The 12124-nt window shown below is 71.2% G+C and carries 16 protein-coding genes; 10 read left to right on the top strand and 6 right to left on the bottom strand.

Annotated elements, in window-relative coordinates; all coding sequences use genetic code 11:
* Positions 1 to 127 precede the first annotated feature (127 nt).
* On the top strand, positions 128 to 463 hold the full coding sequence (locus tag QQ657_RS49405; protein WP_284749393.1) for an STAS domain-containing protein: 336 nt from the start codon (positions 128 to 130) through the stop codon (positions 461 to 463).
* Positions 464 to 481: 18 nt separating this feature from the next.
* Here QQ657_RS49405 and ctaD read toward each other — a convergent pair whose 3' ends face one another.
* Entirely contained in the window at positions 482 to 2215 is a 1734-nt protein-coding gene (gene ctaD, locus QQ657_RS49400; RefSeq protein ID WP_284749392.1) for an aa3-type cytochrome oxidase subunit I, read from the bottom strand.
* Between the two features lie 511 nt (positions 2216 to 2726).
* Between ctaD and QQ657_RS49390 the strand changes: the two genes are divergently transcribed.
* From QQ657_RS49390 to QQ657_RS49380, 3 genes are all read left to right on the top strand, one after another.
* Complete coding sequence (locus QQ657_RS49390) at positions 2727 to 3056, top strand: plasmid stabilization protein (RefSeq protein WP_284749391.1); 330 nt, start codon at positions 2727 to 2729, stop codon at positions 3054 to 3056.
* A 62-nt stretch (positions 3057 to 3118) separates the two neighbouring features.
* Positions 3119 to 3568: an ATP-binding protein gene (locus QQ657_RS49385; protein ID WP_284749390.1), complete on the top strand. Its 450-nt coding sequence runs from the start codon at positions 3119 to 3121 to the stop codon at positions 3566 to 3568.
* Positions 3565 to 4356 (top strand): SigB/SigF/SigG family RNA polymerase sigma factor, encoded by a 792-nt coding sequence (locus QQ657_RS49380; RefSeq protein WP_284749389.1) that lies wholly within the window; start codon positions 3565 to 3567, stop codon positions 4354 to 4356. Before QQ657_RS49385 ends, QQ657_RS49380 begins: the two co-directional genes overlap by 4 nt.
* Before the next feature lie 97 nt (positions 4357 to 4453).
* Here QQ657_RS49380 and QQ657_RS49375 read toward each other — a convergent pair whose 3' ends face one another.
* A complete protein-coding gene (locus tag QQ657_RS49375) occupies positions 4454 to 5965 on the bottom strand; it encodes a CYTH and CHAD domain-containing protein (RefSeq protein ID WP_284749388.1) in 1512 nt (503 codons plus the stop codon).
* Between the two features lie 122 nt (positions 5966 to 6087).
* Here QQ657_RS49375 and QQ657_RS49370 point away from each other — a divergent pair, with 122 nt between their 5' ends.
* Together QQ657_RS49370 and QQ657_RS49365 are read left to right on the top strand one after the other, a co-directional pair.
* Entirely contained in the window at positions 6088 to 6615 is a 528-nt protein-coding gene (locus QQ657_RS49370; RefSeq protein WP_284749387.1) for a hemerythrin domain-containing protein, read from the top strand.
* Positions 6616 to 6667: 52 nt separating this feature from the next.
* A complete protein-coding gene (locus QQ657_RS49365) occupies positions 6668 to 7468 on the top strand; it encodes a GAF and ANTAR domain-containing protein (protein WP_284749386.1) in 801 nt (266 codons plus the stop codon).
* A 58-nt stretch (positions 7469 to 7526) separates the two neighbouring features.
* Here the strand turns inward: QQ657_RS49365 and QQ657_RS49360 are convergent, their stop codons facing one another.
* Complete coding sequence (locus tag QQ657_RS49360; protein WP_284749385.1) at positions 7527 to 7994, bottom strand: hypothetical protein; 468 nt, start codon at positions 7992 to 7994, stop codon at positions 7527 to 7529.
* Positions 7995 to 8064: 70 nt separating this feature from the next.
* Positions 8065 to 8898, bottom strand: a complete 834-nt coding sequence (locus QQ657_RS49355) for an aldo/keto reductase (RefSeq protein ID WP_284749384.1) — start codon at positions 8896 to 8898, stop codon at positions 8065 to 8067.
* A 150-nt stretch (positions 8899 to 9048) separates the two neighbouring features.
* Here QQ657_RS49355 and QQ657_RS49350 point away from each other — a divergent pair, with 150 nt between their 5' ends.
* Genes QQ657_RS49350 through QQ657_RS49340 form a run of 3 tightly spaced genes read left to right on the top strand, consistent with a single transcriptional unit; the run spans position 9049 to position 10027 of the window.
* Positions 9049 to 9462, top strand: coding sequence for a phage holin family protein (locus tag QQ657_RS49350; RefSeq protein WP_284749383.1), 414 nt, complete (start codon positions 9049 to 9051; stop codon positions 9460 to 9462).
* Positions 9459 to 9767: a DUF3618 domain-containing protein gene (locus QQ657_RS49345; protein ID WP_284749382.1), complete on the top strand. Its 309-nt coding sequence runs from the start codon at positions 9459 to 9461 to the stop codon at positions 9765 to 9767. The genes QQ657_RS49350 and QQ657_RS49345 overlap by 4 nt, the downstream gene beginning before the upstream one ends.
* Positions 9764 to 10027: a DUF4235 domain-containing protein gene (locus QQ657_RS49340; protein WP_284749381.1), complete on the top strand. Its 264-nt coding sequence runs from the start codon at positions 9764 to 9766 to the stop codon at positions 10025 to 10027. Before QQ657_RS49345 ends, QQ657_RS49340 begins: the two co-directional genes overlap by 4 nt.
* Positions 10028 to 10069: 42 nt before the next feature.
* Here the strand turns inward: QQ657_RS49340 and QQ657_RS49335 are convergent, their stop codons facing one another.
* The gene (locus tag QQ657_RS49335; protein WP_284749380.1) at positions 10070 to 10441 is read right to left on the bottom strand and encodes an STAS domain-containing protein; all 372 of its coding nucleotides are present in this window, start codon (positions 10439 to 10441) and stop codon (positions 10070 to 10072) included.
* Between the two features lie 166 nt (positions 10442 to 10607).
* Here QQ657_RS49335 and QQ657_RS49330 point away from each other — a divergent pair, with 166 nt between their 5' ends.
* Positions 10608 to 11897: an NAD(P)/FAD-dependent oxidoreductase gene (locus QQ657_RS49330; protein WP_284749379.1), complete on the top strand. Its 1290-nt coding sequence runs from the start codon at positions 10608 to 10610 to the stop codon at positions 11895 to 11897.
* Positions 11898 to 11918: 21 nt separating this feature from the next.
* Here the strand turns inward: QQ657_RS49330 and QQ657_RS49325 are convergent, their stop codons facing one another.
* A complete protein-coding gene (locus QQ657_RS49325; RefSeq protein WP_284749378.1) occupies positions 11919 to 12113 on the bottom strand; it encodes a DUF2630 family protein in 195 nt (64 codons plus the stop codon).
* Positions 12114 to 12124 lie beyond the last annotated feature (11 nt).

The following is a 12124-nucleotide window of genomic DNA, read 5'->3' as shown; positions in this document are numbered from 1 at the left end:
TAGTCTTTTCCCATCGGTTCAACACAGCAGCCGGCTCGGAAACACCCTCGAGCGCGGCGCTGCGGCCCCGCGCCTACCAGGACGGCGGCGAACCGGCGTGAAGGTCCCCCGACCAAGAAATCCCCTCTTGCGGCTGCGCACGACGTGGCCCGCTCCGCGCGCGGTGCTGGTCACCGCACGCGGCGCCCTCGACTCCGCGACGGCCGGTGACCTGGCCGCGCTGGTCTCGGACCGCCTCTGGGCGGTCCCGGAGCGGCTGACCGTCGATCTGTCCGAAGTGGACTTCCTCGGCGTGGCGGGCGTCCGGGTGCTGCTGCACGCGGCGCTGCAGGCCGAACAGAACGGCACGGACCTGCAGGTGGTGACCGGGACGAACCCGATGGTCCGCCGCGCCCTGCGGGTGACGGAGGCCGACCGGCGCCTCGCGCTCTCCACCCTCCGCCCGGAGCCCGCACCGGCCTGAGCCGCGGCGGCACGGCGGTCAGCGCGGCGAACCCGCGTGCGCCTCCCGATCCACCGCCCGGGCCCGGGCGCGCTTCGACCGGACGTGCCGCTCCTCGGCCATCCGCGCGACCGCCTCCGGGTGGTGCAGTTCGAACGCGGGCCGCTCCGACCGGATGCGGGGCAGGTCCAGGAAGTTGTGCCGCGGCGGCGGGCACGTCGTCGCCCATTCGAGGCTGTTGCCGAAGCCCCACGGGTCGTCGACCAGAACCTGCTCCCCGTAGCGGTAGCTCTTCACCACGTTCCAGACGAACGGCAGCGTCGACGCGCCGAGGAGGAACGCGCCGATCGTCGAGATCGTGTTCAGCGTCGTGAAGCCGTCACTGGTCAGGTAGTCCGCGTACCGGCGCGGCATGCCCTCGTCGCCCAGCCAGTGCTGGACCAGGAACGTCGTGTGGAAGCCGAGGAACGTCGTCCAGAAGTGCCACTTGCCGAGCCGCTCGTCGAGCATCCGGCCGGTCATCTTCGGGAACCAGAAGTAGATCCCGGCGAACGTCGCGAACACGATCGTGCCGAACAGGACGTAGTGGAAGTGCGCCACGACGAAGTAGGAGTCGGTGACGTGGAAGTCCAGCGCCGGCGACGCCAGGATGATCCCGGTGAGGCCGCCGAACAGGAACGTCACCATGAACCCGACCGCCCACAGCATCGGCGTCTCGAAGGTGAGGTTCCCCCGCCACATCGTGCCGATCCAGTTGAAGAACTTGATCCCGGTCGGCACCGCGATGAAGAAGGTCATGATCGAGAAGAACGGCAGCAGCACCGCGCCGGTGGCGAACATGTGGTGCGCCCACACCACCGCCGACAGCCCGGTGATCGCGACGGTCGCGAACACCATCAGCCGGTAGCCGTACAGCGGTTTCCGGCTGAACACCGGGACGATCTCGGTGATGATCCCGAAGTACGGCAGCGCCACGATGTAGACCTCGGGGTGGCCGAAGAACCAGAACAGGTGCTGGAACATGATCGCGCCGCCGTTTTCGGGGTCGAACACGTGCGCGCCGAGCCGGCGGTCCGCTTCGAGCCCGAACAGCGCGGCCGTGAGGATCGGGAACGCCAGCATGATCAGGATGGCGGTGAACAGGATGTTCCAGGTGAACAGCGGCATCCGCCACATCGTCATCCCGGGCGCGCGCAGGCACACGATCGTGGTGACCATGTTGACCGCGCCGAGGATGGTGCCGAGCCCGGACACGATCAGGCCCATGATCCACAGGTCGCCGCCGATGCCCGGCGAGTGGATGGCGGTGGACAGCGGCGTGTAGGCCGTCCAGCCGAAGTCGGGCGCACCGCCCGGGGTCAGGAACGAGCTGAGCACGATCAGCCCGCCGAAGAGGTAGAGCCAGTAGGCGAAGCCGTTCAGCCGCGGGAAGGCGACGTCCGGCGCACCGATCTGCAGCGGCAGGATGTAGTTCGCGAACCCGAACAGGTTCGGGGTGGCGTAGAGCAGCAGCATGATCGTGCCGTGCATGGTGAACAGCTGGTTGTACTGCTCCGGCGACAGGAACTGCAGCCCGGGCCGGGCCAGTTCGCCGCGCATCAGCAGCGCCATCGCGCCGCCGGCCATGAAGAAGGCGAACGACGTCGTCAGGTAAAGCAGCCCGATCTGCTTCGGGTCGGTGGTGCGCAGCAGGGCCAGCAGCGTCCCGCCCTTGGGGCCCCGCCGCGCCACCGCCAGGGGCACCGCACTCGGCGTCGGCTTCACGTCGGTCATCAGCAACTCCCGTCGCCGGACTGTCCGTACTGGGCGTATTACTCCTGCCGGCGCCGGTCCGCGCTCACCCGAACGGGTGGAGCTGTTCCCGCAACGCCGGGAGCAGCACCTTCTCGGCGAGGTCCAGGAAGCCTTCCTGGCGGTCACCGCCGGTCCGGATCAGGGCGACGTCGGTGAAGCCCGCCTTCGCGAACTCGCGGTCGAAACTGCGTGGCCCCGCCGAACCAGCGGAACTGCTCGTGCGCGCGCCGCACGGCCGCGTCGCCGTCGGTGCCCACGAGACCGGCAGCTGCGCGATCTTGCGGGACGGCGGGCCGAGCGACCACGGCCGGGTGATGACGCATGGTCGGGCAGGTCGGCGAAGGTCATCAGCTCAGCGCGGGCGGTGACCTGCGTGACGGCGCCCAGCACGCTCCAACCGGCAGTCCGATCCCCGCTGCTCATCGCCCGGATGGGACGTTTACCGGATGATCGACCGGGTACCCGACCCGTGAGCACGAAGGGAGCTGTCATGCCTCAGGCCTGGAGCAAGAAGCGCGAGCGCCAGTACGAGCACGTCAAGGACTCGGCCGAGGACCGCGGAGCCGGCCCCGGACGAGCCAAGGAAATCGCCGCGCGCACGGTGAACAAGAACCGCGCGCAGTCGGGCGAGTCCCGCGAAGCCAGCAAGACCTCCCTAGAGGACAAGGCCCCGCAGCAGCGCGGCGGTGAGCGGTCCGGCAACCGGAAGGGTCCCGGCGGCCCGACGAAGGACCAGCTCTACAACGAGGCCAAGAAGCGGAACGTCGACGGCCGGTCGACGATGACCAAGAAGGAACTCGAACGGGCGCTCGGCCGGTGACCGATCCGGAAATCCCTGACCACGAAGTGTCGTCGTTCGCCCAGATGGGTAGTACCTCCCGCATGGAAGAAACACGAGGCGGTAGCTCGCACAGCGCCAAGCCGACGCTGGAAGAGCTCCTCGAGGAACTGGTGGAGCTGCGCCTGCCCGCCATGGCGGAGCAGATCCCCCTCGTCCGGATGCTCACGCACGGCGTCGTTTCGCGCGCGGACTTCGGGCTGGACGCCATCGCCGACGCCAAGATGGCTGTCGACGAAGCCTGCGCCCAGCTCGTCCAGCTGGCCGAGCTGGGTACGCAGCTGCACTGCCGCTTCCGGCAGGGTCCCGACGGCCTGCACGTGACCATCTCGACCCGGTCGACCGACCCGCGTCCCCCGAGCGACCGCACCTTCGGCTGGCACGTGCTCACCACGCTGAGCCGCTCCGTGACCGCGCACTGTGACGTCCTGCCCGGGGGAGGCGCGGGCATCGTCACGATCGAACTGGTGCTCAACCCGGGAACGAGCGCGTGAGCGGCGAGCGCAAAACCGTCCTCCACCGCCCGGACGAATATGCCCACTGCGAACCGCTGTTCGAGGAGCTGGGCACCCTCGGCCCCGACGACCCGCGCCGCGAAGTCGTCCGCGGCAGACTGGTGACCGAACTGCTGCCACTCGCCGAGCACATCGCCACCCGCTTCTCGGGCCGGGGCGAGCCGCGCGAGGACCTGGTCCAGGTGGCCCGGATCGGCCTGATCAACGCGGTCGACCGGTTCGACCCCGCCCGCGGCCACGACTTCCTGTCCTTCGCGGTGCCGACGATCATGGGCGAGGTGCGGCGCCACTTCCGGGACACCGGCTGGTCGGTGCGGGTCCCGCGGCGGCTGAAGGAACTGCACCTGTCCCTGAGCCAGGGCTCGGCGGCGCTGTCCCAGCGCCTCGGCCGCGCCCCCACCCCGACCGAGCTGGCGGAGCACCTGAGCCTGGACGTCGACGAAGTCCGCGAGGGGCTGCTGGCCGGCAACGCCTACCAGGCCCTCTCCGTCGACAAGCCGGTGCACGACGACGCCGAGGCGCTGTCGCTGGCGGACACCATGGGCGAACCCGACCACGAGATGACCATGGTCGAGAACCACGAGGCCCTCCAGCCGCTGCTCGAGGAGCTGCCGAAGCGGGAACGCGCGATCCTCGTGATGCGCTTCTTCGGCGGGCTGACCCAGACGCAGATCGCCGACCGCGTCGGCATCTCCCAGATGCACGTCTCCCGGCTGCTGTCGCAGACCTTGGAGCAGCTGCGCGGGAAGCTCACCGGCGACAGCTGAGTCCCGCCGGTTCCCGTCCCCCTCGGCAGACGTCTTGAATGAGTCATACAGGACCGGGGAGGTCCTGAATGACTCATTCAAGACGTTTCGGTGCGGCTCAGCGGAGCCGGCCCGGCCGCCCGCCCTTCCGGAGCCGCCGCCACTCCCCCGCGAACCGCTCGCGCAGCCTCTCCGCCGCCTCGGCGTCGCGCTCGTACACCATCCCGAACGTGAACGTGTTCTGCCCTTCGGCGTGCCCGGCGATGGCGAGGTGGTGCAGGACGTCCCGGCCGACCGTGGTGTCCTGATGCTCGCCCAGCGTGCGCTGGACGGCCTTGACGTTCTTGCGCCACTCCCGCAGCTTCTTGCCGTAGACCGGTTTGACCGTATCCGCGGCGTAGCGGGCTCGCTTCGCCTTCTTGCGGACCTCGTGCAGGGCCGTCTCGAGCTCGAGGCCGTCGAGGTCACGTGCCGCCGCCTCGGCCCGGCGCAGCTTCTCGGCGGCCTTGCGCAGCGGCTTGCGCAAGGCGGACTTCGCGGGCTTGCGCGCCCGGCCGGTCAGCGGCGGATCCGTCACCACCTTGTCCAGCGCGCGCAGCAGGTTCCGGTATCGCTTGCCCTCCAGCGCCGCCAGAGCGCGGGTGCGGCCTTCCTCCGCCTCGCGGGCGAAGTAGCGGGTGAGGTACTGGCGCAGCGGCCCGAACACCAGCTCGGACGGGAGGTCGTCGAGCTGCTCGCGCAGCCGCTGCTCGCTCACCTCCGCGTCCCGGGCCGGTGCCAGCTGCTGCCCGAGCCACTTCAGCTCGTCCGCCAGCGGCGCGGAGACGTCCACAATGGACCCGAACGTACGCAGCGCGCTGCGCAGCTTCCGGGTCGCGACGCGCATCTGGTGCACGGAGTCCTCGACGTCCAGGCGCACCCCGACGTCCGCCCGGCACAGCCGGCCGTAGTGCTCGCGCAGCGACGTCAGCACGACCTCGCCCGCCCTCGGCTTCTTCCGGCCGCGGGGCGGGGCCGGCACGCGGTCGCCGATCAGGCGCCGCAGCTTCGACGGCCACGGCGACGCCGAGGCGCCGGCTTCCGCCAGTGCCCGGTCGAACTCCTCGAGCCTGCCCGGGTCGGTCGCGGGGTCGAGCTCCAGCTCCAGCTCGCGCCATTCGTCGAGGCGCGCGGTCTCCCCGCCGGCTTCCCCGGTCACGTGGTCGTCGGTGAGGATCGCGACGGTCCGGCCGTCGCCGTCGGCCAGCCGGTGGGCGAACCGGTCGGTGCGCAGGTGCGCGATCGGCACCAGCTTCTCCCCCAGCGTGTAGGCGCGCACGAGCCGGCGCAGCCGTCCGGGGACCTTGTTCGGGTCGCCGCCCAGCGGCAGCTGGATCTCCTGCCGCTCGTCGGCGGAGACGGGCAGCTTGAGGTGCCAGCCGGCGTCGTGCCCGCCGACGCGGCGTCGCAGCGTGATCCCGCTCCGGGCAAGCCGGAAGCTCGCGGTGTCGTAGTAGGACGCGTCGAGGATGTGCTCGACCGGGTCGTCCTGGATCGCGACCCCCGCGACGCCGACGAGCTGCGGCACCCCGCTGCCCGCCACGATCTCGTACTTGCGCTCGCGCTCGATCACCGACGACGGCGCTGCCATGATCATCCTCCTCGACGGGCGGTTGCCCTGACGGATACCCGGCGCACGCCGGCCCACACGGGATTCGGCGGCCGGGCAGCGGGTATCCGTCCGGGAAACCCGAGTCCGGACCAGGAGCGTGCATGAACGACAGCCGGCCCGCAACCGACCTGACCACCGTCCTCGCCGGCGACCACCGGGGGCTGGACCGGCTGTGCACCGAAATCGAGCTCGGCCAGGGCAGCCCCGAGAACCGCAAGGACCTCGCCGACCACCTGATCGCGGAGCTCGTCCGCCACGCCGTCGCCGAAGAGCCCTTCCTCGAGGGCGAAGGCGACCTCGCGGAGGCGGAAGGCCTGATGCGGGAGCTGGAGGGTGTGGGACCGCAGGAGACGCGGTTCGAGCGCCTGCTGAGCGCGCTGGTCCGCGCCGTGCGCCGGCACGTCCACGACGAGGGCCCGGCGGCGGTGCGCCGGGTCCGGCTCACCTGCTCGCCCGAACGGCGGGCCGAGCTGGGCGAGGAGGTCCTGGCGGTCCGGGGTGCCGCGGCGACGCTGCCGCACCCGGACCTGTCCGACCGGATGCCGCAGGCCGACCAGCTGTGGCCCGGCCCGGGCTTCGTCGACCGGGCGCGGGCCGCGCTGCGCCGCGCGGCCGGCTCACCCGGGTGAGCGCCGCCATCGGGTTGAATGGGGGTCCACCCCCGGAAGACGACGGAGACACATGAGCATCGGTGAAGACGAGTGGGCGCGGGAACGGGCCCGGTTCGGGCAGGACGGAGACCAGTCTCCCGGCCTCCTGGCGCGGCAGTTCGCCGACCTCACGCGCACGCTGCTCGACGTGACGCCGACCGTCGGCGGCGTGCTCAGGCTGGTCGTCGGCGCCGCGAGCGCGCTCGTCCCGGACGCCGACCTGGTCAGCGTCACCCTCCGGGAACCCGACGGCAAGTACCACACGCCGGTGGAGACCGACCCGGTCGCGGTGCGGCTGGACCAGGTGCAGTACGACCACGACGAAGGACCGTGCGTCGAGTCGGCCCGCCCGGACGGGCCGGCCATCGCCTGGTCCCAGGACCTCGCGCACGACCCGCGCTGGCCGTCCTTCGGCCCGGCCACGGCCGACCACGGTTACCACTCGGTGCTGGCGACGACGCTGCTCCCCGACGCCCGCCCGCCGCGGCGCTCCGGCGCGCTCAACATCTACTCGAGACGGCCGGGCGCGTTCGACGGGCCGTCGATCGACCTGGCGCTCCTGCTGGCGACCCACGCGTCCCTGGCGCTGCTGCACACCGAGGCCGTGCTGGCGGCCGAGCTGGAGACGGAGCACCTGCGCCGCGCGGTCGAGAGCCGCGACGTGATCGGCCAGGCGAAGGGCATCCTGATGCAGCGCCGCGGCATCACCGCCGACGAAGCCTTCGACGTGCTGCGCCGCGCGTCCCAGGACCTGAACGTCAAGCTGGCCGACGTGGCCCGGACGCTCGCCACCCGGCACACCGAGGTCGATCTGCCGACGGCGGAGCGCTGACCCCCGTGAAAGGGCGGCACTTTCGTGGGGAAAGTGCCGCCCTCGGAACGAAAGCCGGCTACGAAGCCGAGTACGGGGACCGGTTCTCCAGCGGCGGGCTGACCTCCGGGTAGGTGCCCGGCTGGCCCGGCGCGGGCATCACGGTCGGGCCCTGCGGCTCGGGTTCGGGCCGCTGCTGGCGGGGGCCGCGCTGGACGACCGCCTCGACCTCCTGCTCACCGCGGATGCGGGACAGCGCGGCGATCGTGATCCCGTGGGCCAGCGCCAGGATCAGCAGCAGGACGCCCACGCGGGCGACGACACCCGTGATGCCGACGCCGATGTCGATGGTCGACACGAGCGCCAGGACGCCCAGTGTCCCGAGGTGGAACAGCACCGTGACCAGGCGGGTCATCGAGGCACCCGCCGCCGGGTCGCCGTAGGAGTTCTCGAGGTAACGGCGGCCGCTGCGGTAGATGATCTGCCCGTCGATCAGGACCAGCACCACCCCGATCACGAGAAACGAGAGATACGCGTTGGTGCTCATGCCGAACGCTCCTTCCGGGGGAACCTCTCCGGGTGAAGTACCCGGCCGGTCGCGGAGGGAAACTCCGCGGTCACCCCGTGAAGGTGCCGGGATCCGGTCCGGTGCGCCGGCCGTCGTCGAGCTTGCCGATCGCCGTCATGTCCTCGTCGTCGAGCTCGAAGCCGAACACGTCGATGTTCTGCTTGATCCGCTCGGGCGACGACGACTTGGGGAACACGACGTTGCCGAGCTGGAGGTGCCACCGCAGCACCACCTGCGCCGCCGTCCGGCCGTGCTTCCCGGCCAGGTCCGTCAGCACCGGGTCGTCGAGGACCTCCGCCTGGGCCAGCGGGCTCCACGCCTCGGTCGCGATGCCGTGCTCCCGGTGGTAGGCGCGCAGTTCGGTCTGCTGCAACGCCGGGTGCAGCTCGATCTGGTTGACCGCGGGCACCGTGGAGGTCTCTTCGGCGAGCCGGTCGAGGTGGGCGGGCTGGAAGTTCGAGACGCCGATCGCGCGGGCCTTGCCCGCCCGCAGGATTTCTTCGAAGCCCCGCCACGTCCGGACGTACTTGTCCTTGTGCGGCAACGGCCAGTGGATCAGGTACAGGTCGACGTAGTCGAAGCCGAGGCGCCGCAGGCTGCCTTCCAGCGCGGTGATCGCGTTGTCGTGGCCGTGCGCGTCGTTCGCCAGTTTCGTCGTGACGAACACGTCTTCGCGCGCGACCCCCGACTCGGCGATGCCGGCGCCGACGCCCTCTTCGTTCCGGTACATCTGCGCGGTGTCGATGTGGCGGTAGCCGGCCTCCAGCGCGGTCCGCACGGCGTCGGAGGTCTCCTCGGGCGGGATCTGGAACACGCCGAACCCGAACTGCGGGATCCGCACGCCGTTGGTGAGTTCCACGGCCGGGACAGGGTTGGTCGTCATTCCTGCGGCCTACCCGAGGCCCCCGGACGCGAAACACGGCGAGCGCGGACCCTCCTTCCGTATCACCCGATCGTGTGTGCGACCGGGCAAACCCGGCGTGGTTGACCCCGGGCGGACCGGGTACACGGCGATCAGGCAAGGAGGTGTTCCGTGATCGAAGAAGTGAACGAAAAGCCCGCGGCCGACCGCTCGGTCGGCGAGCTGGTGACGGACCTGACCGGCGAAGTCAAGCGGCTCGTCCGGGACGAGCTGCGGCTCGCGGTCTTCGAACTGCAGCACAAGGGCAAGAAGATGGGCCTCGGCGCCGGGTTGTTCGGCGCGGCGGGCCTGTTCGCGCTGTTCGGCGCCGGCGCGCTGGTCGCGGCCGCCGTGCTGGCGCTCGCGCTGGTCGTGCCCGGCTGGCTGGCCGCCGTGATCGTCGCCGTCGCGTTGTTCGCGGTCGCCGGGATCGCCGCGCTGGTCGGCAAGAAGGAGGTCACGCAGGGCGTGCCGCCGGTGCCCGAAGAAGCCATCAGCGGCGTCCGGCAGGACGTGGACACCGTGAAGCAGGGAGTGCGCACATGAGCGGGGACTTCCCGAAGAACGCCGAAGAGGCGCGGCTGGACCGGGACACCACCCGGGAGGAGCTGACCGAGACCCTGGAAGCGCTCGGGCAGAAGCTCGACGTGAAGAGCCGGGTCAAGGAGAACGTCAGCGAAAAGCTCGACCAGGCGACCGCGAAGGTCGCCGACGTGACGAACGAGCCGACCGCGGTCAAGTTCCGCCAGGGCGCCGACGTCGTGCGGAGCAACCCGGTACCGATCTTCGCCGGCGTGCTGGGCCTGGTGATCGTGATCCGGCTGATTCTGCGACGGAGGAACGACTCGTGAACAAGGTCTGGTACAAGCCGCTGAGCTGGGTCGTCGGCGCCCTCGGCGGTGTCCTCGCCGGGCAGGCGTTCACGCAGGTCTGGAAGCGCGTGGCGGGCGAAGACGACGCGCCCGACGCCACCGACCGCGACTACACCTGGCAGCAGGTGATCATCGCGGCGGCGGTGCAGGGCGCGATCTTCGCCGCGGTCAAGGCCGCGACCGAGCGGGCGGGTGCCATCGGCTACGAAAAAGCGACCGGCGAATGGCCGGACGACTGACCGTGTCCACAGTGGACGGCGGGAGGCGGGACCGGCGGGCGGTCACGCCTCCCGGCCGGGCTCGGGCACCGGGGTCAGCTCCGCGAGCGCGGCACCGACCCGGGAGTGGATCTCCAGCAGCACGTCCGCGCCGGTGGCCTCCAGCGAGCGCGTCACGGCGTGGCCGCCGAGGACGACGGCGATCCGGGTGCGGGAGTTCGCCTCGAGCAGGGACCGGACGCCGGCGCAGCTGAGGAAGGCGACCCGGGTCAGGTCGACCACCAGCCGCTCGCCCGTGGCGAGAGCTTCGTCGAAAGTTTCGACAGTGGCGGCGTCGATGTCACCGACTAAAGTGACCACGCGGACCCCGCCCGGCCGTTCGGTGGCGGTGAAGGTCAAGCCGGACGGTTCGTCGATCGTGCGAAAGCAGTTCATGGCGCTCCCTATTGCGGCGTGCAGGGGCGCTGACCGGAGCACGTGTCTGAACAACAGCCAACACACTGACCGTACGCCCCTGGGCCCCCAGGTCAACCCCGCGGGCCACCCCGCCCCCGACCTGGGGTAATCGCCGGAGACGGACATCCGGCCCGGAAGGACAGCCATGCGAGTCGTGATCATCGGCGGTGGATTCGCCGGGTACCACGCGGCCAAGAGCCTGCGGAAGGTCGCCGGGGAAGACGTCGAAGTGGTCGTGCTCAACCCCACGGACTACTTCCTCTACCTGCCGCTGCTGCCGGAAGTGGCGGCCGGGATCCTCGACCCGCGGCGGGTGACCGTCTCGATCCCCGAGACGCTGCGCGGCGTCCGCCTGGTGCTCGGCGTCGCGACCGGTGTCGACCTCGACGCCCGGCACGTCACCTACACAGACCCGGAGGACCAGGAGCACCGGATCGGGTACGACCGGCTGGTGCTCGCGGCGGGCAGCGTCAACAAACTCCTGCCGATCCCGGGCGTCGCGGAGTGCGCGCACGGGTTCCGCGGCGTGCCGGAGGCGCTGTACCTGCGCGACCACATCACGCGGCAGGTCGAGCTGGCCGCCGCGACCGAAGACCCCGCCGAACGCGACGCCCGCTGCACGTTCGTCGTCGTCGGCGCCGGCTACACCGGGACCGAGGTCGCCGCGCAGGGCCCCGCGTTCACCGATGCCCTCGCCGCGCGCCACCCCGAACTGGCCGGGCAGAAGATCCGCTGGCTGCTGCTCGACGTCGCCGAGCGCGTGCTGCCCGAACTCGGCAGGCGGCTGGGGAAGACCGCCGACGAGGTGCTGCGCGCCCGCGGGGTCGAGGTGCTGATGAAGACCTCGGTCGACCACGCGGACGCCAAGGGCGTCACCCTCACGAACGGCGAGCCGGTCCCCACCCGCACCCTCGTGTGGTGCGTCGGCGTGCGGCCGGACCCGCTGGCGGCGGCTCTGGGGCTCGAGATGGCGAAGGGCCGGCTCGTCGTCACCGCGCAGCTGGCCGTGCCCGGCCGGGATGACGTCTTCGCCTGCGGTGACGCGGCCGCGGTGCCCGACCTCACCCGCCCCGGCGAGTACACGGCGATGACCGCGCAGCACGCCGAGCGGCAGGGCAAGCTCGCCGGGCGCAACGTCGCGGCGTCGCTGGGGTACGGCCGCACGGGCACCTACCGGCACCACGACCTCGGCTTCGTCGTCGACCTCGGCGCCGGTGCCGCCGCGGCGAACCCGTTGCACATCCCGCTTTCCGGGCTCCCGGCGAAGGTCGTGACCCGCGGGTACCACCTCATCGCGATGCCCGGCAACCGCGTGCGCACGGCGGTCGACTGGATCCTGGACCGGCTGACCGGCCGCCAGACCGTCCAACTGGGACTCGTCCGCTCCGGCGCGGTGCCACTCGACACCGACTCCCCCGAAGTCCCGCGGCGTTGAACCGCCGCGGCCGTCTCTTCGTCAGTCGTCGTCGAAGGCGGACAGGGCCTGGCGGCGGTGCAGCAGCTCGACGGCGTCGTCGAGCTGCCGTTCGAGGTCCTTGAGGCGGAGGCGTTCCGCCGGGGTGAGCCCGCCGTGGTGGAGGGCGCCCTTGCGCAGCCGGTGCTCCTCGTCGATCAGGTCGGCGATGCGGTCGGTGATTTCGTGGCCTGCCATGGGAAATCCCC

The sequence above is a fragment of the Amycolatopsis ponsaeliensis genome (assembly GCF_030182635.1).
GTDB classification, from domain to species: Bacteria; Actinomycetota; Actinomycetes; order Mycobacteriales; family Pseudonocardiaceae; genus Amycolatopsis; species Amycolatopsis ponsaeliensis.
Note: the sequence above shows the minus strand (reverse complement) of the source record. Positions and strands in the feature narration are given on the sequence as shown.

Coding starts and splice junctions, on each gene's coding strand:
- ctaD (WP_284749392.1), bottom strand. CDS start 2,215: ATGACCGACGTGAAGCCGACGCCGAGTGCGGTGCCCCTGGCGGTGGCG.
- QQ657_RS49390 (WP_284749391.1), top strand. CDS start 2,727: ATGCCTCAGGCCTGGAGCAAGAAGCGCGAGCGCCAGTACGAGCACGTC.
- QQ657_RS49385 (WP_284749390.1), top strand. CDS start 3,119: ATGGAAGAAACACGAGGCGGTAGCTCGCACAGCGCCAAGCCGACGCTG.
- QQ657_RS49375 (WP_284749388.1), bottom strand. CDS start 5,965: ATGGCAGCGCCGTCGTCGGTGATCGAGCGCGAGCGCAAGTACGAGATC.
- QQ657_RS49370 (WP_284749387.1), top strand. CDS start 6,088: ATGAACGACAGCCGGCCCGCAACCGACCTGACCACCGTCCTCGCCGGC.
- QQ657_RS49365 (WP_284749386.1), top strand. CDS start 6,668: ATGAGCATCGGTGAAGACGAGTGGGCGCGGGAACGGGCCCGGTTCGGG.
- QQ657_RS49360 (WP_284749385.1), bottom strand. CDS start 7,994: ATGAGCACCAACGCGTATCTCTCGTTTCTCGTGATCGGGGTGGTGCTG.
- QQ657_RS49355 (WP_284749384.1), bottom strand. CDS start 8,898: ATGACGACCAACCCTGTCCCGGCCGTGGAACTCACCAACGGCGTGCGG.
- QQ657_RS49345 (WP_284749382.1), top strand. CDS start 9,459: ATGAGCGGGGACTTCCCGAAGAACGCCGAAGAGGCGCGGCTGGACCGG.
- QQ657_RS49335 (WP_284749380.1), bottom strand. CDS start 10,441: ATGAACTGCTTTCGCACGATCGACGAACCGTCCGGCTTGACCTTCACC.
- QQ657_RS49330 (WP_284749379.1), top strand. CDS start 10,608: ATGCGAGTCGTGATCATCGGCGGTGGATTCGCCGGGTACCACGCGGCC.
- QQ657_RS49325 (WP_284749378.1), bottom strand. CDS start 12,113: ATGGCAGGCCACGAAATCACCGACCGCATCGCCGACCTGATCGACGAG.